Raw genomic sequence first — 24,567 nt, forward strand, 5'->3', positions numbered from 1 at the left:
CGCCGCGCCATCCCGGCGCTTGCCCGCAGCCATCACTACAGTATTCTCCGCGTATCCCCTCGCGTGCCTTGCGTGTTCCGTGCCGATCTTCGCCTTGCTGACCCGCCTGCTGTTGTGCCTGAGCCTGCTGCTCAATGGCGCCGGCACGGCTGTGGCGATGCCGGGCATGCACGGCATGGCCGACGCAGCGCCAGGCACGGACCATGCCATGGCCGAACGCCATGCTGGCAAGCATCTGCATGCCGCGCAGGTCGCCAGCGCGGCGATGCCCTGTCATGAGGCCACGCCGGCGCAGGTGCATGAACACGAGCACGACGGCGACGGTCACAGCAAGGGCAGCAAGCACGGCTGCTGCGGCACCGCGGCCGGTTGCCAGTGCCCGCATGCGCAGCCGCTGCCGGCGCTGATCGCGCTGCCGCTGGCGTTGCCGGCCGCGGCGCAACAGTTGTTCCAGCGCGGCCGCCAGGATGGCCGCGGCGCGCCCGGCCTGCCGCGGCTGGAGCGACCTCCCAGCGCCTGATCGCGACGCCGCCGCCCGCTCGGGCGGCGCCACGGCGACCGCGCCTCCGCGCGCCGTCGCTTCTGCGCACGCACCGCCTACGCGGTCGCGCATCGCATCGCATCGAGGCTCGCTCATGAAACCACCTTCCTCCGGCCTGCCGGCCCTGCCGTCGCGGCGCCGCTTCGTCACCGGACTGGCGCTGGGCGCCGCCGCCGGCATCGGCGGCCTGTCGCTGCGGCACGCCCAGGCCGCAACGCTGGCCCGCAATGGCGCCGTGCCGTATCAGCTGCACGGCACCGACTTCGACCTCAGCATCGGCAGCGCGCGGGTCAACTTCACCGGGCGCGAGCGCCCGGCCATCACCGTCAACGGCAGCGTGCCGGCGCCGATCCTGCGCTGGCGCGAAGGCGACACCGTCGAGGTGCGAGTCGCCAACCGCCTGCCGGGGCACACGCAAACCTCCGTGCACTGGCACGGCATCCTGCTGCCGGCGAACATGGACGGCGTGCCCGGCATGAGCTTCGACGGCATCTACCCGGGCGAGACTTACCGCTACCGCTTCGCCCTGCGCCAGTCGGGCACCTACTGGTACCACAGCCACTCGCTGCACCAGGAACAGGCCGGCCTGTACGGCGCGATCGTGATCGACCCGCTGCAGCCGCCGCCCTACCACTACGACCGCGAACACGTGCTGCTGCTTTCCGACTGGACCGATCTGGACCCGGCGGCGCTGTTCCGGCGGCTGAAGAAGATGCCGTCCTACGACAACACCTACCAGCGCACCGTCGGCGACTTCCTGCGCGACGCGCGCGAAGACGGCCTGCGCGCCACCCTCGCCGACCGCGGCATGTGGGGACGCATGCGGATGACGCCCAGCGACCTGTCCGACGTCAACGCCAACACCTACACCTACCTGCTCAACGGCGTCGCCCCCGGCGGCAACTGGACCGGCGAGTTCCGTCCCGGCGAGAAGCTGCTGCTGCGCCTGATCAACGCCTCCAGCATGACCTACTTCGACCTGCGCATCCCCGGGCTGAAGATGACCGTGGTCGCCGCCGACGGGCAATACGTGCACCCGGTGAGCGTGGACGAACTGCGCATCGCCGCGGCCGAGACCTACGACGTGCTGGTCGAACCCGGCGGCCAGGACGCCTACACCGTGTTCGCCCAGGACATGGGCCGCACCGGCTACGCGCGCGGCACCCTGGCCGTGCGCCAGGGACTGCAGGCGCCGGTGCCGGCGAACGATCCGCGCCCGCTGCTGCGCATGCAGGACATGGGTCACGACATGGCGGGGCATTCCGGCATGGACCATGGCGGTGGCGCGCCGATGAAAGGCATGGAAGGCGGCTGCGGCGCCGGCATGGGCATGGCCGGCATGGACCATGCCGCGATGGACCACAGCGCGCATGCGGCTGGCGACGCCGGCGCGGCGCCCACGCATCCGTCCAGCGAACGCGGCAATCCGCTGGTGGACATGCAATCCTCCGCCACCGCGCCGAAGCTGGACGATCCGGGCATCGGCCTGCGCGGCAACGGCCGCCGGGTGCTGACCTACGCCGACCTGCACAGCCTGTTCGACGATCCCGACGGCCGCGAACCCGGGCGCGAGATCGAGTTGCATCTGACCGGCAACATGGAGAAGTTCGCCTGGTCCTTCGACGGCATCCCGTTCGCCAGCGCCGAGCCGCTGCGGCTCAACTACGGCGAGCGCCTGCGCATCGTGCTGGTCAACGACACGATGATGCAGCACCCGATCCACCTGCACGGCATGTGGAGCGACGTGGAGAACGCCGCCGGCCAGTTCCAGGTGCGCAAGCACACCGTGGACATGCCGCCGGGCACGCGCCGCAGCTACCGCGTGCGCGCCGACGCGCTGGGCCGCTGGGCCTACCACTGCCATCTGCTGTACCACATGGACGGCGGCATGATGCGCGAAGTGCGGGTGGACGCATGAACGCCACGCCGCTCGCCACGCTGGCGCAGGCCATCGGCCTGGCGCTGCTGTTCGCGCACGGGGCCGCAGGAGCGCAGCATGTGCATGTGCCTGGAGTCGCCGATGCCGACATCGCAGCATCGGCCAGCGGACCTGCATCCACATCCGCAGCTGCGGCATGCGTGTGTCCGCCGCCCGACGATGAAACGCATATGCACACCCCGCCATCGCCGCCCGCCGTCGCCAACGGCGATGACGCCGCGATGGCGCATGCCGGCATGGATCACGCTGCGATGGGCCACGCCGCACAGGCCGCCGATGCTCCGGCCGCGCCGACGGAGGGCAGCGGGAGCATGGACATGGACATGGACATGGATCGCGAAGCCCATGCCGACCATGCCATGCCGGACCATGCAGACATGCAGTACATGGACATGCACCCGGCCACAATGAAGCACGGCACGCCGACCGCAGCGCAGGCCGACAACGCCATGCACGACCACGCCGGGATGCAGCCGGGGACTGCGGAGCCGGGACCAGGCACCGGAGAGCGGGGACCCGCAAAAGCCGACGCGCGCCATGCTCACTCCAGTACGGCGGCGACGTGCGCCTGCGCCGGTGCGCCCGCGTCGGCGCTACCGCGCGAGCCGATCCCTGCGCTCACCGACGCCGACCGCGCCGCCGCGTTCCCGGTCCTGCGTACGCACACGATGCTGCATGCGCCGTCGCGCACCGGCTACTTGCTGTTCGACCGGCTGGAGGGCTGGGACAACGACCGCGGCAGCGGCCAGGCCTGGGAAGCCAGCGCCTGGTACGGCGGCGACATCGACCGGCTGTGGCTGCGCAGCGAAGGCGAGCGCGGCGGCGGCCGCACCGAAGCGGCGGACCTGGAAGCGCTGTACGGCCACGCGGTGTCGCCTTGGTGGGACTTGCTGGTTGGCGTGAGACAGGACTTCGCCTCGGGCGATGCGCGCACCTCGGCCGCGTTCGGCGTACAGGGCATGGCGCCGTACAAGTTCGAGGTCGCGGCCACGCTGTACGTCGGCGAAGGCGGCAGCGCCAGTGCGCGCCTGGAAGGCGAGTACGACGTGCTGCTGACCAACCGCTGGATCCTGCAGCCGCGGCTGGAAGCGGAGGCGGCGTTCGCCGACGATCGCGCGCACGGCATCGGCAGCGGCCTGTCCACGGTCGAGGCCGGGCTGCGTTTGCGTTATGAGATCAGCCGCCGCTTCGCGCCGTATCTGGGCGTGGTCCACGAGCGCGCGTTCGGCACGACCGCCGACTATCGCCACGACGCGGGAGAAGCCGCACGCGAGACGCGCGTCGTCGCCGGCGTACGCGTCTGGTTCTGAGCGGCCGTTCGAGCGCTCCTGAACCCTGCAGGAGCGGCTTCAGCCGCGACAGGCCTTCCCGATGGATCCTGTCGCGGCTGAAGCCGCTCCTACAACACCGCCTCCGCTGTATTGGCATCAATTGCGGGCGGACTATCGCCGCGACGCGGGAGAAGCCGCAGGCGAGACGCGCGTCGTGGCCGGCGTACGCGTCTGGTTCTGAGCGGCCGTTCGAGCGCTCCTGAACCCTGTACGGGCCTTCCCGATGGATCCTGTCGCGGCTGAAGCCGCTCCTACAACACCTCCTCCACTGTATTGGCATCAATTGCAGGCGGACTATCGCCGCGACGCGGGAGAAGCCGCACGCGAGACGTGCGTCGTCGCCGGCGTATGCGTCTGGTTCTGAGCGGCCGTTCGAGCGCCTGAACCCTGTAGGAGCGGCTTCAGCCGCGACAGGCCTTCCCGATGGATCCTGTCGCGGCTGAAGCCGCTCCTACAACACCGCCTCCGCTGTATTGGCATCAATTGCAGCATGCGACGCCGCGGCGACCCACGAACACTTCCTCGTGGGGTTTCCGCCGCTCAAGCGCGCAACGAACCATCCTCCCCGATCTGCCAACCACGCGGCGGACGCAGCGCGCCCAGCGTGCGCACCAGCTCCTGGTAACTACGTGCCAGCTGCCCGAACAGGCCCGCGTCGCTGGCGCGGGTCTCGGCCACTTCGTAATAGGCGCCGCGGCCCAGATCGATGAAGTAGTCCACGCTGACCCGGCGCCGCGCGGCCACACCGGGAAACAGGCCGGCGATCAGCAGGCAGCCGTCGCCGACCTCGCGCAGCGCGTCGGCGCGGGCGCGCCCGACCTGCTCCTGCGCATGCAGCCAGGCCAGCGCCTGGGTACGCGACAACAGGTGTCCGTCGGCCTGGTAGCGCAACAACACGAACACCAGATAGCTCTCGCGCGATTCGTCCAGCGGCCGGCCCAGCCGCTGCCCTGCCTCGTGCACCAGCGCCTGCCACAGCTCGGCCGGCGCCCCCTGTCTGAAAGACTCGTACATGCGTCCTCCTGCGTGGTGGGAACCCTCGCCAGGAGCTTATGCATAACCCGGGCCACTGCGTTGGCAGCCGACCGCGACGGCTGCCAATCCGGCCTGCGTGCACGGCGAACGCCGCGGAAGCCCGGCGGATATGCGGATGCCGTGCGGCGCCGCAATCACCGAACATCCGCGCCTGAAAGCGGTGCGGCATGCACCGACGACCAGCGGCGGTCCGGCAACTAGAGAGGCTCGCGACCGTGACGACGTCGCATGGCGCCAGCATATTGACCAGCACCGGTCCGCTGCACGCGCCGCGCCGGCACCGCGACGCGACCGCAACCCCGCTACTTCTTCTTGGTGGCGATCCTGCGGGCCGGTGCGATGGCCGGCTGCGCCTGGGTACGCCGTGCCGCCAGACCATGCAGGATCAGGTCGATGCCGGCCAGGAAGTCCATCCGGTCGTCATGCGTGCGCAGCTGTCCGGCCATGCCGCGCACGAACGGGTACGCGTCCGCATCCAGCCGCGACCACGCGGTCGCCACCGCATCCAGGAAATCGGACCTGACGATGCCGCGCGTGCGCGCGAGCTGCGTGTTGGCCGCGTTCTGCCCGGCAACGCCGAGGATGTAGCTCAACAACGCGGAGACCGCGGCCCACTGCTCGTGGTCCGGCACGCCGAGCGCGCGCAGCTGCTGGCCGATGCGCTCGACGATGCGCACGATCGGCGACTCGCCGGGCGCGCGGTTGAGCGCCGACCCCATCCACGGGTGCGCATCGATCGCATCGAACATGCCCAGCGCCAGCGCGCGTATCGCCGCCTCCGGCGTGGCATCGGCGGAGGGCGCATGCAAGGTGCGCGCGACGATGGCGTCGCAGGCGGCGGTCAGCAGATCGCGCTTGTCCGCGACATGCCAATAGAGCGCACCGGGGCCGGTGGCGAGCCGTTCGGACAACGCGCGGAAGGTCAGGCCGCCCTCGCCGCCGCTGTCCAGCAACGCGATCGACGCTTCCACGATCTGTTCGCGCGAGAGCGATGCCTCGCGTCGCGGGGTGCCGCGCGTTGTCTTGGCCATGCCTCATCTTGACACGAATGGAACGCCATTCCAACATGTGGAACGACGTTCCATAAGCACTCGCGCCCGTCCCGGCGCATCCACTCGACCAAGGATTCAGATGCACACCCCCATCGCAATCATCGGCGCCGGGCTCGGCGGGCTCATGCTTGCCCGCGTGCTGCACGTGCACGGCATCGCCGCAACGCTCTACGAAGCCGAGGTCTCGGCGGATGCCCGCCCGCAGGGAGGCTTGCTCGATATCCACACCTACAACGGCCAGCGCGCGCTCAAGGCGGCGGGCCTCTACGACGCCTTCCTCGGCCTGGTGCTTCCCGGTGCGGACGCAAAGCGGATCGTCGACAGCCAAGGCGCCATCCTGATCGACAGACCCGACGTGGGCAGCGGCGCCAGGCCCGAGGTGGATCGCGGAAACCTGCGCCGGCTCCTGCTCGACGCGCTTCCCGCGGGCACCGTCCGCTGGGGATGCAAGCTGGCCACGGCGGCCCCGCTCGCCGACGGGCGGCATCTGCTGCGCTTCGCCGACGGCGCGAGCGCGACCACCGATCTGCTCGTGGGTGCGGACGGCGCCTGGTCGCGCGTACGCCCATTGCTGTCCGCCGCAGTACCTGCCTACGCCGGCACCTCGTTCATCGAGACCTGCCTGTTCGACGGCGACACGCGCCACCCCGCCAGCGCGCAGGTGATCGGCGGCGGCACGCTGATGGCGGTCGCGCCCGGCAAGGGCATCCTCGCCCACCGCCATGCCGATGGCACCCTGCAGACCTACGTGTCGCTGAACCGGCCGCAGGACTGGTTCGCCCGCCTCGACTTCGCCGACCCGGCGGCCGCACTGGCCCGCGTCGCCGCGGAATTCGATGGCTGGGCCCCGGCATTGACGGCACTCGTCACCGACGGCGACACCGCCCCCGTGCTTCGCCCGATCCATGCGTTGCCGATCGAGCACCGCTGGGCGCGCACGCCCGGCGTGACCTTGCTCGGCGATGCGGCGCACCTGATGTCGCCGTTCGCCGGCGAAGGCGCCAATCTCGCGCTCTACGACGGCGCCGAACTCGGCAAGGCCATCGTCGCCAATCCCGGCGCGATCGACGCCGCGCTGGCCGCGTACGAGAGCGAACTGTTTCCGCGCAGCGCGGCCTTTGCCGAAGAGTCGGCGCAGAATCTGACGATGTTCTTCGACGCCGATGCGCCGCAGGGCCTGGTCGCGTTCTTCGACAGCGTTGCCGGGTAGCCGAATCGGTTACGCAGAAGCCGCCGTGCCGCATCGCGCCGACCCGGCCGTGCCGGCCGCGGCCATCGGCTGCGGCCGTCTCGAACCAGCGCTGTACCGCCGATCTGCATGCGCGGTGCGGGCTGGCCTGCGAAGGCACGCAGGCCGGCCCGGGCGACGCACGCCCGCACCTACTCCACCGTCACCGACTTGGCCAGGTTGCGCGGCTTGTCCACGTCGGTGCCGCGCGCCAGCGCGGTGTGGTAGGCGAGCAGTTGCACCGGGATGGTGTGCACCACCGGGCTGAGCAGGCCGGCATTGCGCGGGGTGCGGATCACGTGCACGCCTTCGGATTCGCTGAAGTGGCTGTCCTGGTCGGCGAACACGAACAGCTCGCCGCCGCGCGCGCGCACTTCCTGCATGTTGGATTTCACCTTCTCCAGCAGCGCATCGTTGGGCGCGATCACCACCACCGGCATGTTCGCATCCACCAGCGCCAGCGGGCCGTGCTTGAGCTCGCCGGCCGGGTAGCCTTCGGCGTGGATGTAGGTGATTTCCTTGAGCTTGAGCGCGCCTTCCAGCGCGATCGGATAGTGCAGGCCGCGGCCCAGGAACAGCGCGTTGTGCTTGTCGGCGAAACGCTCGGCCCACACCGCGATCTGCGGTTCCAGGTTCAAGGCGTGTTGCACGCTGCCCGGCAGGTAGCGCAGCTGTTCCAGGTACTCGGCTTCCTGCGCTTCGCTCAGGCGCCCGCGCAGCTTGGCCAGCACGCAGGTCAGCTGGAACAGCGCCGCCAACTGGGTGGTGAAGGCCTTGGTGGAGGCCACGCCGATCTCGGCGCCGGCACGCGTGTACAGCACCAGCGCGCTGGCGCGCGGGATCGCGCTTTCCGGCACGTTGCAGATCGACAGGGTCTTGGCGTGGCCCAGCGACTTGGCGTACTTCAGCGCCTCCATCGTGTCCAGGGTCTCGCCGGACTGGGAAATGGTGACGATCAGCTGGCGCGGGTTGGCGTAGGCGGCGCGGTAGCGGTATTCGCTGGCGATCTCCACGCTGCACGGCAGGCCGGCGATCGCCTCGATCCAGTAGCGTGCGGTCAGCCCGGCGTAGTAGCTGGTGCCGCAGGCGAGGATCTGCACGCCGTCGATGTCGGCCAACGCATGTGCGTTGCGGCCGAACAGCGTGGTGTCGAAACCGCCGGCGTCGAACAGCGCTTCCAGCGTGTCGGCCAGCGCGCGCGGCTGCTCGTGGATCTCCTTCTGCATGAAGTGGCGGTACGGGCCCAGTTCCAGCGAGGCCAGCGACACTTCGGACATGTGCACCTCGCGCTGCGCCGGCCGGTCCTCGGCGTCGTACACCTGCACGCCGGTCCGGCTCAACTCGGCGGTGTCGCCCTCTTCCAGGAAGATCACCCGGCGCGTGGCCTGGATCACCGCCGACACGTCGGAGGCGATGAAGTTCTCGCCCTCGCCCAGGCCGACCAGCAGCGGGCAGCCCATGCGCGCGCACACCAGCACGTCCGGGCGCGACTTGCTGACCGCGGCCAGCGCATAGGCGCCGGTCAGTTCCTTCACCGCAGCCTGCAGCGCCGCCAGCAGCGAAAGCCCCTGCGCGGCGTGGTGGTGGATCAAGTGCGCGATGACCTCGGTGTCGGTCTGCGACTCGAACACGTAGCCCAGTGCGCGCAGCCGCTCGCGCTGCTGCTCGTGGTTCTCGATGATGCCGTTGTGCACCAGCGCCAGGTCGCCGTGGCTGACGTGCGGATGCGCGTTGGCCTCGGTGACGCCGCCATGGGTGGCCCAGCGGGTGTGGCCGATGCCCAGCGTGGCGTGCAGGTCCTCGGCCAGCGCGGCGCTTTCCATCTCCGCCACGCGCCCGGTGCGGCGCACCCGGCGCACGCCGTCGCCGGCGACCACGGCGATGCCGGAGGAGTCGTAGCCGCGGTACTCCAGCCGCTTCAGGCCTTCGATCAGCACCGGCACCACGTCCCGTTCCGCAATCGCACCCACGATCCCGCACATAGCCGCACCCTGCATCGAAAGATCGCCATTCTAGCTTTGTCCGCTGAATGTCCTATAGGACCCGCCGACGCGACTTGGATGCGCCATCGCATGCCCTGGCGGTAAGGCTCGGGTAGCAGGGACCGGCACGACGCATCCGCACGTGGCGCGACCGAGCGGGGACCGCCGTGCCCGGCGCCGTACACGCTCCAGACGTGGATCGCGGCAACGCGGCCTGTCCCGACCGTCCGGCCCGGCCGCGGACACGGTGTCCGCGAACGTGTCCGCGGACACGCGGACAGCCGTCCGTTGCAATGGAACCGCAATCCTTTCAAACACTTGCGATTGGCACGCGACGTGCTTTGGATTCGTTCATTCTCACTGCGCCGACCCGACCGATGATCCGCGACACTTCCGCCCAGGACCAGGTTCTCGCCCGCCCCCGCTCCGCCGCCGCCTGGCGCCGCTGGTTCTGGCCCGCACTGATCGGGTTGGCGGTGCTGCTCGGCATCGCCTTCGCCGCGCGCGGCTGGATCGCCGGCAGCCGTTCGTTCGACGCGCAGCGCGTGCGCATCGCCACGGTCAGCCGCGGCGACCTGGTCCGCGACATCTCCGCCGACGGGCGCCTGATCGCCGCCAACAGCCCCACCCTGTACGCGATCTCCGGCGGCACCGTGACCTTGAAGGTGGTCGCCGGCGACGTGGTCAAGCAAGGCCAGGAGCTGGCCGAGATCGACAGCCCCGAACTGCGCAGCAAGCTCGCCCAGGAAGAGGCCACGCTGGCCGGCCTGGAAGCCGAGGCCGGCCGCGCCGACCTGGATGCGGTGCTGGCCCGCGCCAACGCCAGCAAGCTGGTGGACCAGGCGCAGATCGAACGGCAGGCGGCCAGCCGCGACCTGGAGCGCTACCAGCGCGGCTACGACGGCGGCGCGGTGCCGGCGGTCGAACTGGCAAAGGCGCAGGACTCGCTGAAGAAGGCCGACATCGCGATGAGCCACGCGCAGAAGGACTCCGGCCTGCAGACCCAGGGCGCCGGCCTGGACGCGCGCAACAAGCGCCTGCTCGCCGAGCGCCAGCGCGCGGTGGTCACCGAGGTGAAGCGACAGGTCGATCTGCTCACCCTGCGCTCGCCGTTCGACGGCCAGGTCGGCCAGGTACAGGTGTCGCAGCACACCAACGTCGCCGCCAATGCGCCGGTGCTGAGCGTGGTCGACCTGTCCAAGTTCGAACTGGAGATCAAGGTGCCGGAGAGCTTCGCCCGCGACCTGGCGATCGGCATGCCGGCGCAGCTGACCAGCGGCGCAGGCGAACCGTTCGCCGGCGCGATCTCGGCGGTGTCGCCGGAAGTGGTCAACGGCGAGGTCAACGCGCGCATCCGCTTCACCGACAAGCAGCCGCCGGGCCTGCGCCAGAGCCAGCGCATGAGCGCGCGGGTGCTGCTGGATACCCGCAAGAACGTGCTCAAGCTCGAGCGCGGCCCGTTCGTCGAACAATCCGGCGGCCGCTACGCCTACGTGATGGACGGCAACTCGGCGATCCGCCGCCCGGTGGAGCTCGGCGTCACCAGCCTGGGCGAAGTCGAGGTGCGTTCGGGCCTGCAACCGGGCGACCGCGTCGTGGTCTCCGGCAGCGACCTGTTCGGCGAGGCGCCGCAGGTGACGGTGCATTAGAAGCTGGGATTGGGGATTCGGGAGTGGGGATTCGTAGGCCCCTGCCGTTTTCCTTTTCCGCCCGCTGATTCCGAATCTCGATCTCTCCCATTCCCCGCTCAACCACCAAGGAACCACGTCATGCTCGAAATGCGCTCCGTCTCCAAGGTCTTCCGTACCGAACAGGTCGAGACGCACGCGTTGCGTTCGCTGGATCTGCATGTGCGCGAAGGCGAATTCGTCGCCGTCACCGGGCCGTCCGGCTCCGGCAAGACCACCTTCCTCAACATCGCCGGCCTGCTGGAGACCTTCACCAGCGGCCAGTACCTGCTCGACGGCCAGGACGTCAGCAACCTCAACGACGACGCGCGCTCGCGCATGCGCAACCAGAAGATCGGCTTCATCTTCCAGGGCTTCAACCTGATTCCCGACCTCAACCTGTTCGACAACGTCGACGTGCCGCTGCGCTACCGCGGCATGGCCGCGGCCGAGCGCAAGCAGCGCATCGAAGAGGCGCTGGGCCGGGTCGGGCTGGGTTCGCGGATGAAGCACTATCCGTCCGAGCTGTCCGGCGGCCAGCAACAGCGCGCGGCGATCGCGCGCGCGCTGGCCGGCAGCCCGCGCCTGCTGCTGGCCGACGAACCGACCGGCAACCTGGACTCGCAGATGGCGCGCGGGGTGATGGAACTGCTGGAAGAGATCAACGCGCAGGGCTCGACCATCGTCATGGTCACCCACGATCCGGAACTGGCCGCGCGCGCGCAGCGCAACGTGCACATCGTCGACGGCCAGGCCACCGACCTGCAGCGCGAACCGGTGCTGGGGCATACCGGCCACGGCGCCGCGGCCAACGGCTGACGGCGCGGCAACGGCAGACGGAGACGGCATGTTCGGCTACTACCTTCAACTTGCGCTACGCAGCCTGCGCCGCAGTCCGGTGTTGAGCGCGTTGATGGTGCTGTCCATCGCCGTCGGCATCGGCGCGGCGATGACCACGCTGACGGTGATGCGGCTGCTGTCCGGCGATCCGTTGCCCGGGCGCAGCCAGCGGATCTTCTACCCGCAGCTCGATCCGCGCCCTGCCGGCAGCACCGGCCAGCAGCCGTTCGACAAGCTCGACTATCCCAGCGCGATGGACCTGTGGAAGACCGGGCGCGCCGATCGCCAGGCCATCGTGGCCGAAAGCCAGATCAAGCTGCGCGCGCCCGATCGCGACGGTCCGGCGTTCATGGCGCAGATGCTGTCCACCCAGGCCGATTTCTTTCCGATGTTCCAGGTGCCGTTCGCCTACGGCAGCGGCTGGCGTGCGCGCGACGACCAGGACCGTGCACGGGTGGCGGTGATCTCGGCCGATCTCAACAACAAGCTGTTCGAGGGCCGCAACAGCGTCGGACGCAGCCTGCTGGTGCGCGGCAATGCGGTCCGCATCGTCGGCGTACTGGCCCCCTGGCGGCCGTCGCCGCAGTTCTACACGCTGGCCGGCGGCAGCTTTTCCCATGGCGATACCGGCAGCTTCTATGGCAAGCCGCAGGACGTGTTCACGCCGCTGTCCACCAGCCTGGAGATCAACGACGGCCACATCGAGCCGTGGACCTGCTTCGGCACGCCGGCGCAGCCGCTGGACCTGCGCATTGCACCGTGCGTGTGGGTGCAGTTGTGGGTGCAGCTGGATACGTCGGCCAAGGTGGCCGACTACCGCCGCCTGCTGGCCGATTACGCCGCCCAGCAGCAGGCGGCCGGACGCATCGGCCGCAAGGACACGGCGCGCCTGCTGTCCTTGCCGCAGTGGCTGGACCACAACCGGGTCGTGCCTGGCGACGTGCGGCTGCAGAGCTGGCTGGCCGTGGCGTTCCTGGGCCTGTGCCTGTTCAACAGCGTTGGCCTGCTGCTGGCCAAGTTCCTGCGCCGCGGCGGCGAGATCGGCGTGCGCCGCGCGCTGGGCGCGTCCAGGCGCGCGATCTTCGCCCAGTGCCTGACCGAAGCCAGCGTCATCGGGCTGATCGGCGGCATCGGCGGCTGGCTGCTGACCCTGCTGGGCCTGTGGAGCGTGCGCCAGCAGCCGGCCGCCTATGCCGATCTGGCACGCCTGGACCTGTTGGCATTCGCCGGCACCTTCGTGCTGGCCGTCGGCTGCAGCGTGGCGGCCGGCCTGTTCCCGGCCTTGCGGGCAAGCCGGATCGCGCCGGCGCTGCAGCTCAAGACGCTGTGACCGGGACCACGCCATGATGCAGATCGCCCCCATCCTGCGCGCCCTGTCGCGCCACCGCATCGCCGCGACGCTGATCGCGCTGGAAGTCGCGTTGGCCTGCGCGGTGCTGTGCAATGCGTTCTTCCTGATCGGCAACCGGCTGGATCTGATGCATCTGGACAGCGGCGTCGACGAAGCCGCGCTGGGGCTGCTGTCCTTGTCCGGCTGCGACGGTTGCAACCATGCCGATCTCAATGCGCGCGTGCTCGATGCCGCACGCCGCATCCCCGGGGTGCGCGCGGCAGGCACCATCAACACCGTCCCGTTCGCTCCGGCCGCAGGCAACAACGGCATTTGCCTGGACCAGGCCTGCACCGAGGTCGGCGGCGTGCCGCATTTCTATACGGCCAGCCCCGGCGCCGTTGCCGCACTGGGCCTCAAGCCGGACAGCGGCCGCGCGTTCACCGACGCCGACTACCAGCCGTTCGAGCACTTCGCCCCGGACACGGCCGATGTGTGGGTCACCCGTGCCCTGGCCGACCACCTGTGGCATGGCCAGGATCCGCTGGGCCGCGAATTCTGGGCCGGCGGCCACTACCGCGTGGTCGGCACCCTGCCGCATCTGGCGCGGCCCGATCCCGGCCGCAGCGAGGATGGCGCGATCGGCAGCGACTGGTCGGTGCTCATCCCGGTGCGCGAGGCGTCGCAATCCGGCGTCTACGTGCTGCGCGCAGATCCGCGCGAGATGCCGCGCGTGGTCGAACAGGCGCGCACCGCGGTGGCGCGCGCGGCGCCCGACGCGGTCCTGGACGGCGAGTACAGCAGGCCGTTGAACGAACTACGCCAGCGCTACTTCCAGAGCGACCGGGCCATGGCCAAGCTGCTGGTGGCGGTCATCGCCGCGATGCTGCTGGTGACCGCGCTGGGCATCGTCGGCCTGGCCAGCTTCTGGGTGCAGCAACGCACCCGGCAGATCGGCATCCGCCGCGCGCTCGGCGCCACCCGCCGCGACATCCTGCAGCACTTTCACACCGAGAACCTGCTCATCGTCGGCGCCGGCGTAGTGCTGGGCATGCTGCTGGCCTATGCCGGCAACGTCCTGCTGATGCGCTTCTTCGAACTGGATCGGTTGCCGGCGACCTACCTGCCGGCCGGTGCCGCGCTGCTGTGCGCGCTCGGCCAGCTCGCCGTCCTCGGCCCCGCGCTGCGCGCCGCCGCCGTCCCCCCCGCCACCGCCACCCGTAGCGCCTGACCCGGGACCCACGATGTTCGGTTACTACCTTCACCTCGCCCTGCGCAGCTTCGGCCGCAACAAGATCCTCACCACGTTGATGGTGCTGGCCGTGGCACTGGGCATCGGCGCCTCGATGACCATGCTCACGGTGCTGCATACGCTGTCCGGCGATCCGCTGCCCGGCCACAGCGCCACGCTGTTCCATCCGCAACTTGACCCGCGTCCGCGCGACCTGCCGGGTGCCGACCAGGAGCCGCCCGACGAACTGACCTGGCAGGACGCGAACGCGCTGTACCGGCTGCACGCCGCGCCGGCGCAGACCATGACCAGCGCGAACTGGCTTCCGGTCCGCCAGACCGTGCCGGCCAGCCCCTTGCGCATGCTCACCACCCGCGCAGCGACCGCCGACCTGTTCGCGATGTTCGGCATGCGCTTCCTCTACGGCAGCGGCTGGAGCCGTGGCGACGATGCGCAGCGCGCGCAGGTCGTGGTGCTGACCCGCACGCTCAACGACACCCTGTTCGGCGGCGCCGACAGCGTCGGCAAGACCCTGACCATCGCCACCCGCCCGTTCCGGGTGATCGGGGTGATCGACACCTGGGATGCGCAGCCGCGTTTCTACGATCTCAACTCGGGCGCGTACAAGGCGCCGGAAGCGCTGTACGTGCCTTTCGAGACCTGGCTGGACCTGCCCCAGGACTACGGCTATGGGCCGATGCAGTGCTGGGGCCGGGACCAGGAAGCGGGCCTGCACAATCCCAAGAGCACGCAATGCACCTGGGTGCAGTATTGGGTGCAACTGCACACGCCGGCGCAGGTCCAGCGTTACCGCACCGCGCTGGACGACTACAGCGCGCAACAGCGCCAGTTGGGCCGCTTCGAACGCGCGCCCAACACGCGCCTGCGCGATCTGCTCGACTGGCTCGACTACAAGCGGGTGGTGCCGGCCACCGTGCGCATGCAGAGCTGGATCGGCTTCGGCGTGCTGCTGGTGTGCCTGCTCAATGCGGTCGGCCTGCTGGTCGCCAAGTTCATGCGCAAGGCCGCCGAGATCGGCGTGCGCCGCGCGCTGGGCGCCAGCCGCCGCGCGGTGTTCCTGCAATGCCTGGCCGAATCCGGGCTGATCGGCTGCCTAGGCGGACTGCTCGGCATCCCGCTGACCTGGATCGGCCTGTGGCTGGTGCGCCAGCAACCGGTGGCCTACGCCCAACAGGCGCATGCCGACCCCTCGCTGCTTGCGCTCGCGCTGGCCGTGGCGGTGCTGTCGGCCCTGGCGGCCGGCGTATGGCCGGCATGGCGCGCTTCGCGCATCGCTCCCGCCCTGCAGGTGAAATCGCTATGACCGCGCTGAGACACGCACGCCCCATTCTTTCCGCGCTGGGCAGCCATCGTGCAGCGGTGGTGTTGATGGTCTTGCAGATCGCCCTGACCCTGGCGGTGCTGTGCAACCTGGTGTTCATCATCGCGCGCACCTACCAGCGGGTGGACACGCCGACCGGGGCGATGGAGCAGGACATCGGCCTGATCCAGAGCATCTCCGTGATCGGCGAGCAAGACAGCAAGAGCAGCGTCGGGCGCAGCCTGGATGTGTTGCAAGCGGTGCCCGGCGTGGAAGCGGCCGCCTTTGGCGCACCGCCGCTATGGAATCCGAACCGGGTGCAACTGTTCCGGGAAGCGCAGGCGACGCAACCGGCGGCGCACGCGACGCTGTTCTCCGGCAGCCAGGGCCTGAACCGCGCCCTGGGCATCCGCATCGTCGCCGGCCGCGACCTGCACGACGCCGAGCTACCGACTGCCGCCGAGACGTTCGCGGAGACCAACCATGGCGAGCGCCAGCTGCCGACGCTGATCACCCCGTCGCTGGCCGCCAAGTTGTTTCCTGGCGTTTCGCCGCTGGGGCAGAAGATCTACACCACGATGTGGAACCAGGCGGTACGGCTGGATGTCGTTGGGGTGATGGCACCGCTGCGTGGCGTGATCGCCGGCCACGACGACGATGCAGACGCGCTGCTGACCGAACTGCGCGTCGGCGCCGAAGGCTGGGGCGGCGGCTATCTGATCCGCAGCAAACCGGGGCAACTGCCGCAGGTCCTGCAACGCGCGGCGGCGGCGATGCAGCATGCCAACCCGACCTATGTGCAACACCAGGTCGCCACCATGCAGGAACTGCGCGCCGACTATTTCAGGAGCGACAGCGCAGTGGCGCGCATGCTGCTGGCGATCATCCTGATCCTGCTCACCGTCACCGCGTTGGGCATCGGCGGGCTGGCCAGTTTCTGGGTACAGCAGCGCACCCGGCAGATCGGCATCCGCCGCGCCATCGGTGCCACCCGCCGCGACATCATGGGCTACGTCCAGCTGGAAAACTTCCTGATCGTCGGCGGCGGCGCCGCGCTGGGCGCCGTTCTCGCCTACGTCATGAACCAATGGCTGATGCAACGCTTCGAACTGGAGCGGCTGTCCTCGCCCACGGTGCTCACCGGCATCGTGGCGGTATGGCTGCTCGGCCAGCTCGCCGTCCTCGGCCCCGCGCTGCGCGCCGCCGCCGTCCCCCCCGCCACCGCCACCCGTAGCGCCTGACCCGGAGCCACCCATGTTCGGCTATTACTTCCGCCTCGCCTTGCGCAGCTTCCGCCGCAACAAGGTCCTCACCGCGCTGATGGTGCTGGCCATCGCGCTGGGCATCGGCGCCAGCATGACCACGCTGACCGTGTTCTACGTGCTCTCCGGCGACCCGATCCCGCAGAAGAGCGATCGGCTGTTCTACGTGCAGGTCGATGCGCAGCCGAAAGCCGGCTTCCAGCCCGGCGAGGAGCCGGACTTCCAGAACACGCGCTACGACGCGGAGATGCTGCTGCGCGAGAAACGCGCCAAGCGGCAGGCGATCATGACCGGTGGGTCGGCGGCGATCGAACCGCTCAAGAGCGGGCTGAAACCGTTCAAGTCGGAAGTGCGCTTCACCTCGGCGGACTTCTTCCCGATGTTCGACACGCCGTTCCTGTACGGCCACGGCTGGACCGGCACGGAAGACGAGCGGCACGAGCGCGTGGTGGTCATCAGCAAGAAGCTCAACGAAAAACTGTACGACGGCGCCGACAGCGTCGGCCGCGAACTGCGCATGGACCAGAACACCTTCCGCATCGTCGGCGTGCTCGACACCTGGGCTCCCAATCCGCGCTTCTACGACATCACCAACACCTACGGTTCGGACGAACAGGCCTACCTGCCGTTCTCGGTGGCGATGGACCTGAAGATAGAGCGCAACGGCAACATGAACTGCTTCGGCGACAGCAACGGCGATCAGACCTCGCTCAATGCGCCTTGCTCCTGGATGCAGTACTGGGCGGAACTGGAGAGCCCGACGCAGACCGCCGACTACAAGGCCTACCTCGAGAACTACTCCAACCAGCAGCGCGCCGCCGGCCGCTTCCAGCGTCCGAATAACGTGCGCCTGCGCAACGTGATGCAGTGGCTGGACCACAACGAAGTGGTGCCGGGCGACGTGCGCCTGCAGCTGTGGCTGGCGATGGGTTTTCTTTTGGTATGCCTGCTCAATACCGTCGGTCTGCTGCTGGCCAAGTTCCTGCGCCGCAGCGGCGAGATCGGCGTGCGCCGCGCGCTGGGCGCCTCGCGCCGTGCGATCTTCGCGCAGTGTCTGGTCGAAGCCGGCACCATCGGCCTGGCCGGCGGCATCGCCGGTCTCGGCCTGGCCGTACTTGGCCTGTGGGCCGTGCGCCAGCAGCCCTCCAGCTACGCCAAGCTCGCCCATCTGGACCCTACGATGCTGGCACTGACCTTCGCCCTGGCCCTGGCCGCCAGTCTGCTGGCCGGCCTGCTGCCGGCCTGGCGCGCGATCCAGGTGGCGCCGGCGCTGCAGCTCAAATCGTCCTGACCATCCCCCCCGCCGCACTGCGGCGGGCAGACCGCCAACGAAGGTCCCTCACAAGGTTATCGCCATGGACATCCGCCCCATCCTTTCCACCCTGCGCCGGCACAAGACCGCCGCCGCGCTGATCGTGCTGGAGATCGCGCTTGCCTGCGCCATCGTGTGCAACGCGCTGTTCCTGATCGGCAACCGCATCGAGACCCTGCACCGGCCCAGCGGCATCGCCGAGTCGGAACTGGTGACGATCTCGCTGGGCGGCATCGGCCAGCAGGTCAACGCCGCCGCGAGGACCCGCGAGGACCTGGCCGCGTTGCGCGCCGTACCCGGCGTGCGCAATGCGACCGTGCTCAACCAGGTGCCGTTCGTGCACTACTCCTGGAACACCAGCCTGGCGCTGACCCCGGACCAGGAGCGGCCCACCCTCAACGCGGCGCAGTACATGGCCGAGGAAGGCACGCTGCAGACCCTGGGGCTGCAGTTGGTGGCCGGGCGCGACTTCACGCCCGACGAATACCTCGATCTGGAAATCGCGCAAACCGACAGGGACGCGCAGAAAAAAGGTACCGCCATCATTCTCAATCGCGCCACCGCGGAGAAGATGTTCCCCGGGCAGAATGCCCTCGGCAAGACCCTCTATACCGGACAGATCCCGGTGCGCGTGGTCGGCATCGTCGACACGCTGGCGCGGCCGGCCGCGACCAGCGGCCTGGCCGAGATCGACTACGCGATGCTGCTGCCGCTGCGCCTGAACTACACCAAGGGCCTGTACGTGCTGCGCGTCACCGACCCGGCGCGGCGCCAGGAAGTGCTCACCGCGGCGACCGCGGCGCTGATGAAGGTGGACAACAGCCGCCTGGTGCTGAAACAGCAGACCTATGCCGAGATCCGCGACGAATACTTCCAGGGCGACCGCGCGATGGTCTGGCTGCTCGGTGCGGTGTGCATCGCGCTGCTGATCGTGACCGCGCTGGGCATCGTCGGCCTGGCCAGTTTCTGGGTGCAGCAGCGCACCAAGCAGATCGGCATCCGCCGCGCGCTCGGCGCCACCCGCGGGCAGATCCTGCGCTACTTCCAGACCGAGAACTTCCTGCTGGCCAGCACCGGCATCGTGCTCGGCATGCTGCTGGCCTACGCGATCAACCAGTGGCTGATGGGCAAGTACGAACTGCCGCGGCTGCCGCTGTACTACCTGCCCTTCGGTGCGATCACGCTGTGGCTGCTCGGCCAGATCGCGGTGTTCGCGCCGGCGCGCCGCGCCGCGGCGGTACCGCCGGCAGTGGCCACGCGCAGCGCTTGAAGCGTCCCCTTGGCCGGCGTCATGCCGGCCCTTTTTTCCAGGACTCCCGATGTTCGGCTACTACTGCAAACTGGCACTGCACAGCTTCGGCCGCAACCGCCTGCTGACCGCGTTGATGGTGCTCGCCATCGCGGTCGGCATCGGCGCGTCGATGACCACGCTGACCGTGTTCCACGTCCTGGCCGCCGACCCGATTCCGGGCAAGAGCGGGCAACTGTTCTATGTGGAAATGAACGTCTATCCGGACGAAAAGTACGAGCCGGGCGCGACCGAACCGCTGCAGCTGACCCGCCGCGATGCCGAAGCGCTGTTGCGCGACAAGCGCGGCGACCGCCAGGCGATGATGTCCGCCGGCGGCGTCACCGTGGTGCCCGCGCGCGCGGAGCAGACCCCGTTTTCCGTGGAGGCGCGCTACACCAGCGCCGATTTCTTCCCGATGTTCGCCGTGCCGATGCGCTACGGCCATGCCTGGACCGCCGAGGACGATGGCCGGCGTGCGCGAATCGCGGTGATCTCGCGGCATCTGAACGAGCAGGTGTTCGGCGACATCGACAGCGTCGGCAAGGACCTGCAGATCGGCGACACGGTGCTGCGCATCGTCGGGGTGACCGAAGACTGGAGCATGAACCCGCGTTTCTACGACATGACCAACGAGACCTACGCCGACAGCGAGGACGTGTTCGTTCCGTTCACCACCTCGCGCGACCTGGAGCTCGGCAGCAGAGGCACGATGGATTGTTGGGGCGACAGTCCGAACGGCCCGAACGGCGAGAACGCCCCCTGCGTGTGGATCCAGTATTGGGTCGAACTGGGCGACGCCGGCAAGCAGGCCGCGTACCGCGACTATCTCGACAGCTACGCGCGCCAGCAGCACGATGCCGGGCGCTTCAGCCATTCGGCGGACATCCGTCTGAGCGACGTGATGACCTGGCTGGACAGGAATCACGCAGTGCCTGCCGACGTGCGCCTGCAACTGTGGTTGGCGCTGGTGTTCCTGGGCATCTGCCTACTCAATACCGTCGGCCTGATGCTGGCCAAGTTCATGCGCCATGGCGGCGAGATCGGCGTGCGCCGCGCGCTCGGTGCGTCGCGCCGCGCGATCTTCGCACAGCACCTGGTGGAGGCCGGGATGATCGGCGCGGCCGGCGGCGCGCTCGGCCTGCTGTTCGCCTGGATCGGCCTGTGGCTGGTGCGGCGGCAACCGGCCGACTATGCCGCGCTGGCGCATATGGACGGCAGCATGCTGCTGGTCACGCTGGTGTTGGCCTTGGCCAGCAGTCTGCTGGCCGGTGCGCTGCCGGCATGGCAGGCCATGCGCGTGCAGACCGCCCTGCAACTCAAGTCGCAATGACGCGCCGCGCGCCTCCATCCCTTTCAGGACCATCAGCCGTGCACATCCACCCCATCCTCTCCAGCCTGCGCAAGCACAAGATTGCCGCACTGCTCATCGTGCTGGAGATCGCCTTCAGCTGCGCCGTGGTGTGCAACGCGTTGTTCCTGATCAACCTGCGCCTGGAACGCATGCAGCGGCCCACTGGGGCGGTCGAACAGCAGATCGTGCAATTGCGCATCCGCAGCGTGGACAGGAAAGACGACAGTGCCGCATTGACCCGCGAGGATCTGGATGCCCTGCGCCGGATCCCCGGCGTGCGCAACGCCAGCGTCGTCAACCAGCCGTTGTTCGGCAGCACGGTCGGGTCCAGCGGCATCTCGCTCAGCGCCGACCAGCAACGCAGCACCTTGCGCGCTACCAACTACTTCGGCGATGCGCAGCTGCTGGACACGCTGGGGCTCACGCTCGTCGCCGGCCGCCGTTTCAATGCGGACGAATTCCTCGACTACGCACGGCTGCAGGATCCCAACGACAAGGGCACGCTGCCGGCAGTGATCCTGAGCCAGGCGCTGGCGCAGCGCCTGTTCCCGGACGGGACCGCGCTGGGCCGCAGCATCCATGTCTTCGGCGAGCATCGCATCGTCGGCATCGTGCAACGCCTGGTGCAGCCGCGCGACTTCGGCATCGCAGCCGATTACGAGGACGCGATGCTGTTCCCGGTGAACATGCCCTACACCAATGGAACCTACCTGCTGCGGGTCGACGACCCGGCGCAGCGCGAGGCAGTACTGAAGCAGGCGCGTACCGCCCTGCTGGCGCACGGCCCCAGGCGCATGGTCCAGAACAAGGACAGCAGGACCTTGCAGGAGGCGCGCGCGGCCTACTATCGCAACGATCGGTCCATGGCCTGGCTGCTGGTCGGCGTCTGCGTGGCCCTGCTGATGATCACCGCGCTGGGCATCGTCGGCCTGACCAGTTTCTGGGTGCAGCAGCGCACCAAGCAGATCGGCATCCGCCGCGCGCTCGGCGCGACCTGCCGGCAGATCCTGCTGCATTTCCAGACCGAGAACTTCCTGCTCGCCAGCACCGGCATCGTGCTCGGCATGCTGTTGGCCTACACCGCCAATCTGTGGCTGATGAACGCCTACGAACTGCCGCGGCTGCCGCTGTGGTACCTGCCGGTCGGCGCGCTGGCGCTGTGGCTGCTCGGCCAGCTCGCGGTGCTCGGGCCGGCGCGCCGCGCCACCCGCGTACCGCCGGCGGTGGCCACGCGCAGCGCCTGACCTAGCGCAGACGACGACACGCAACCGAGGAACGTCCGGATGCTGTACTACTCCCTGACGATGGCCTGGCGCAGTCTGCTGCGCACGCCGATCGCCACCGCATTGATGGTGCTGGCGATCGGCCTGGGCATCGGCGCGAGCATGACCATGCTGACGGTACTGCACGTGATGTCGCGCGATCCGTTGCCGGGCAGGAGCGGCACGCTCTACGCCCCGCACCTGGATCCATTGCCGGCCAGCTACCCCGAGAGCCAGGAATGGGGCAACCCTTCGGACAACCTCACCTGGCCCGACGCAATGGCCTTGCTGCGGGCAAACCGCGCTACCCACCAGGCGGCAATGGCGGGCGGGCAGGCGCTGCTGTGGCCGCAGCGCGCAACCAGTCCGCCGCTCGACTTGAGCGGCCGCTACGCCACCGCCGAATTCTTCGCCCTGTTCGGCATACCGCTGCAACGCGGACACGGCTGGAACGCAAGCGACGACCAGAACCATGCCCGCGTCATCGTGCTGAGCCGCGCACTGGCCGACACCCTGTTCGGCGCACGCGATCCGATCGGCCAGAGGGTTGCGCTCGGCGAACAGCGGATCGGCTTCCAGGTGATCGGCGTGGCCGGACAATGGAATCCGCAACCGCTGTTCTATGCCGACCCGAACAGCAAGGGCGGCTTCGGTCAGCAGGACGATTTCTTCCTCCCGCTGGCCACCGCGATGGAGCTGGGCCTGGACACCAGCAGCAGCGTCAGCAGCTGGGATGCGTTCAGTGGCAGCGACCAGGCGCGCCTCAAGGACCCTTCCACCACTTGGCTGCAGTTCTGGGTGCAGCTGGATACGCCGCAGCAGGTAGCCGCCTACCAGCGCTTCCTCTACGACTATGCCGCGACCCAGCACGCCAGCGGACGCTTCCAGCGCCCGCCGCAGCGTGCCCGGCTGTATGCGTTGATGGACTGGCTGCGCCACCTGCGGATGGTGCCCGACGACGTGCGCCTGCAGACGCTGCTGGCGTTGGGCTTCCTGTGGATCTGCCTGGTCAACGTCATCGCCCTGCTGCTGGCGAAGTTCCTTCGCCGCGGCAGCGAGATCGGCGTGCGCCGCGCGCTCGGCGCCCGGCGCGGCCACATGCTCCTGCAGTTCGGCAGCGAAGCCGCGCTGATCGGGCTGCTCGGCGGCGCACTGGGAACCGCGATCGCCGAACTGGGATTGTGGAGCGTGCGCCAGCGCCCGGACGACTACGCCAGGATCGCGCGGATGGACCTGCAGATGCTGCTGGCCACCGTGGCCCTGGCGGTGGTCGCCGCGCTGCTGGCGGGCCTGCTGCCGGCCTGGCGGGCCAGCCGGATCAACCCCGCCCTGCAGATCAAGGACATCTGACATGAACCTGCCGATCCGCCCCATCCTCTCCAGCCTGCATCACCATCGCCTCACCGCCGCGCTGCTGACGCTGCAGGTCGCGCTGACCTGCGCCTTCGTCGCCAACGCGGTGTTCCTGATCGGCGGCCGGATCGAACGGTTGCGGACCCCGAGCGGCTTGCCCGAGGACGAACTCTCGCTGATCTCGGTGCGCGGCCTGCAGGGCAGCGACAATGCGCAGGCCCAGCAGCAAGCCGACCTGCTGGCGCTGCGCAGGATTCCCGGGGTCAAGGCGGCGACCGCGATCGGCGCCAGCATGCCGCTGTCCGGCGGCGCCAACGACTATGGCGGCTGCGCCGACCGGGAAGCGCTGGAACGTGCGAACGCGCAGCGATCGATGGACGTTTCCGGTTGCATCCAGGCCACGTATTACGTCGGCTCCCCAGGTTTCGTGCAGGCCATGGGCGCGCACCTGGTCGCCGGCCGCGATTTCCATGCCGACGAATACTCCACCGCGCCCCCCAGCGCGCTGATCGTCACCCGCGCGCTGGCGCAACGGCTGTGGCCGGACCAGCCGGCCGTCGGCAAAACGCTCTACGGCGACAGCCAGAGCACCGTCGTCGGCGTGGTCGACGACCTGCTGCGCCCGATGCTGCGCGGCGCCGCGGTCGATCGCCTGGTCGCGCTGTCGCCACAGCGTCCCATGGGCTCGCAGACGCAATACCTGCTGCGCAGCGCCCCGCAAGACCGCGACCGGGTGTTGGCCGCCGCGGCCGGCGTGCTGGCCAAGGCCGGCCCGCTGCGGCTGATTCCGAACGAGGGGCGGCGCAGTTTCGCGCAGGTGCGGCAGCGCTACTTCCAGCGCGATGCCACCATGATCGGGCTGCTGCTCGCGGCGACCACGGGCCTGCTGTTCGTCACCGCCCTGGGCATCGGTGGGCTGGCCAGCTTCTGGGTCCAGCAGCGCACGCGCCAGATCGGCATTCGCCGCGCCATCGGCGCGACCCGCCGCGACATCCTGCGCTACTTCCAGACCGAGAACCTGCTGATCGTCGGCAGCGGCAGCGTGCTGGGCATGGCGCTGGCAGTGCTGCTCAACCAGGCGCTGATGCGCCACTACGACCTGTCGCGCCTGCCGCCGGGCTACCTGCCGGCGGCGGCCATGGCCTTGCTTGCGCTCGGCCAGCTGGCGGTGCTGTGGCCGGCGCAACGCGCCGCCGCCGTGCCGCCCGCGGTCGCCACACGCAGCGCCTGAGCGGATCG

The 24,567-nt window shown here is 69.3% G+C and carries 19 protein-coding genes; 16 read left to right on the forward strand and 3 right to left on the reverse strand.

Translation table 11 applies throughout. From position 1 onward, the window contains the following. Positions 1–79 precede the first annotated feature (79 nt). The 3 genes from HDC36_RS14630 (at position 80) to HDC36_RS14640 (ending at position 3,790) form a co-directional block, all read left to right on the forward strand. Positions 80–520: a CopL family metal-binding regulatory protein gene (locus tag HDC36_RS14630; protein WP_179568710.1), complete on the forward strand. Its 441-nt coding sequence runs from the start codon at positions 80–82 to the stop codon at positions 518–520. Between the two features lie 115 nt (positions 521–635). Continuing rightward, a complete protein-coding gene (locus HDC36_RS14635; protein ID WP_179568712.1) occupies positions 636–2,459 on the forward strand; it encodes a copper resistance system multicopper oxidase in 1,824 nt (607 codons plus the stop codon). Positions 2,460–2,839: 380 nt separating this feature from the next. Next, positions 2,840–3,790 (forward strand): copper resistance protein B, encoded by a 951-nt coding sequence (locus HDC36_RS14640; RefSeq protein ID WP_255432775.1) that lies wholly within the window; start codon positions 2,840–2,842, stop codon positions 3,788–3,790. Positions 3,791–4,351: 561 nt separating this feature from the next. Here the strand turns inward: HDC36_RS14640 and HDC36_RS14645 are convergent. Together HDC36_RS14645 and HDC36_RS14650 are read right to left on the reverse strand one after the other, a co-directional pair. Then, a complete protein-coding gene (locus tag HDC36_RS14645; RefSeq protein ID WP_179568714.1) occupies positions 4,352–4,825 on the reverse strand; it encodes a hypothetical protein in 474 nt (157 codons plus the stop codon). Between the two features lie 323 nt (positions 4,826–5,148). Continuing rightward, positions 5,149–5,877, reverse strand: a complete 729-nt coding sequence (locus HDC36_RS14650) for a TetR family transcriptional regulator (RefSeq protein WP_179568717.1) — start codon at positions 5,875–5,877, stop codon at positions 5,149–5,151. Between the two features lie 100 nt (positions 5,878–5,977). Between HDC36_RS14650 and HDC36_RS14655 the strand changes: the two genes are divergently transcribed. After that, the gene (locus HDC36_RS14655; RefSeq protein WP_179568718.1) at positions 5,978–7,108 is read left to right on the forward strand and encodes an NAD(P)/FAD-dependent oxidoreductase; all 1,131 of its coding nucleotides are present in this window, start codon (positions 5,978–5,980) and stop codon (positions 7,106–7,108) included. Positions 7,109–7,278: 170 nt separating this feature from the next. Here HDC36_RS14655 and glmS read toward each other — a convergent pair whose 3' ends face one another. Then, positions 7,279–9,108 carry a glutamine--fructose-6-phosphate transaminase (isomerizing) gene (gene glmS / locus HDC36_RS14660; RefSeq protein ID WP_179568721.1) on the reverse strand — a complete coding sequence of 610 codons (1,830 nt, stop codon included), beginning with the start codon at positions 9,106–9,108 and terminating at the stop codon, positions 7,279–7,281. Positions 9,109–9,485: 377 nt separating this feature from the next. Between glmS and HDC36_RS14665 the strand changes: the two genes are divergently transcribed. The 12 genes from HDC36_RS14665 to HDC36_RS14720 all read left to right on the forward strand — a co-directional run bounded on the left by HDC36_RS14665 (position 9,486) and on the right by HDC36_RS14720 (position 24,559). Continuing rightward, entirely contained in the window at positions 9,486–10,757 is a 1,272-nt protein-coding gene (locus tag HDC36_RS14665; RefSeq protein WP_179568723.1) for an efflux RND transporter periplasmic adaptor subunit, read from the forward strand. Positions 10,758–10,877: 120 nt separating this feature from the next. Beyond that, positions 10,878–11,594 (forward strand): ABC transporter ATP-binding protein, encoded by a 717-nt coding sequence (locus HDC36_RS14670; RefSeq protein WP_179568725.1) that lies wholly within the window; start codon positions 10,878–10,880, stop codon positions 11,592–11,594. Between the two features lie 28 nt (positions 11,595–11,622). Beyond that, the gene (locus tag HDC36_RS14675; RefSeq protein WP_179568726.1) at positions 11,623–12,945 is read left to right on the forward strand and encodes an ABC transporter permease; all 1,323 of its coding nucleotides are present in this window, start codon (positions 11,623–11,625) and stop codon (positions 12,943–12,945) included. Positions 12,946–12,961: 16 nt separating this feature from the next. Further along, a complete protein-coding gene (locus HDC36_RS14680) occupies positions 12,962–14,176 on the forward strand; it encodes an FtsX-like permease family protein (RefSeq protein ID WP_179568728.1) in 1,215 nt (404 codons plus the stop codon). A 13-nt stretch (positions 14,177–14,189) separates the two neighbouring features. Then, on the forward strand, positions 14,190–15,500 hold the full coding sequence (locus HDC36_RS14685; protein ID WP_179568730.1) for an ABC transporter permease: 1,311 nt from the start codon (positions 14,190–14,192) through the stop codon (positions 15,498–15,500). Beyond that, a complete protein-coding gene (locus HDC36_RS14690) occupies positions 15,497–16,738 on the forward strand; it encodes an FtsX-like permease family protein (RefSeq protein WP_179568732.1) in 1,242 nt (413 codons plus the stop codon). The genes HDC36_RS14685 and HDC36_RS14690 overlap by 4 nt, the downstream gene beginning before the upstream one ends. Positions 16,739–16,751: 13 nt before the next feature. Continuing rightward, on the forward strand, positions 16,752–18,050 hold the full coding sequence (locus tag HDC36_RS14695) for an ABC transporter permease (RefSeq protein ID WP_179568734.1): 1,299 nt from the start codon (positions 16,752–16,754) through the stop codon (positions 18,048–18,050). 64 nt (positions 18,051–18,114) lie between these two features. Beyond that, a complete protein-coding gene (locus HDC36_RS14700) occupies positions 18,115–19,341 on the forward strand; it encodes an FtsX-like permease family protein (protein WP_179568736.1) in 1,227 nt (408 codons plus the stop codon). A 49-nt stretch (positions 19,342–19,390) separates the two neighbouring features. Next, positions 19,391–20,692 (forward strand): ABC transporter permease, encoded by a 1,302-nt coding sequence (locus HDC36_RS14705; protein ID WP_179568738.1) that lies wholly within the window; start codon positions 19,391–19,393, stop codon positions 20,690–20,692. A 38-nt stretch (positions 20,693–20,730) separates the two neighbouring features. Beyond that, the gene (locus HDC36_RS14710) at positions 20,731–21,957 is read left to right on the forward strand and encodes an FtsX-like permease family protein (protein WP_179568740.1); all 1,227 of its coding nucleotides are present in this window, start codon (positions 20,731–20,733) and stop codon (positions 21,955–21,957) included. 39 nt (positions 21,958–21,996) lie between these two features. Next, positions 21,997–23,325 (forward strand): ABC transporter permease, encoded by a 1,329-nt coding sequence (locus HDC36_RS14715; protein WP_179568742.1) that lies wholly within the window; start codon positions 21,997–21,999, stop codon positions 23,323–23,325. 1 nt (position 23,326) lies between these two features. Continuing rightward, the gene (locus HDC36_RS14720; RefSeq protein WP_179568744.1) at positions 23,327–24,559 is read left to right on the forward strand and encodes an FtsX-like permease family protein; all 1,233 of its coding nucleotides are present in this window, start codon (positions 23,327–23,329) and stop codon (positions 24,557–24,559) included. Positions 24,560–24,567: the final 8 nt, after the last annotated feature.

It is taken from the genome of Xanthomonas sp. JAI131 (assembly GCF_013410075.1).
Lineage (GTDB): Bacteria > Pseudomonadota > Gammaproteobacteria > Xanthomonadales > Xanthomonadaceae > Xanthomonas_A > Xanthomonas_A bonasiae.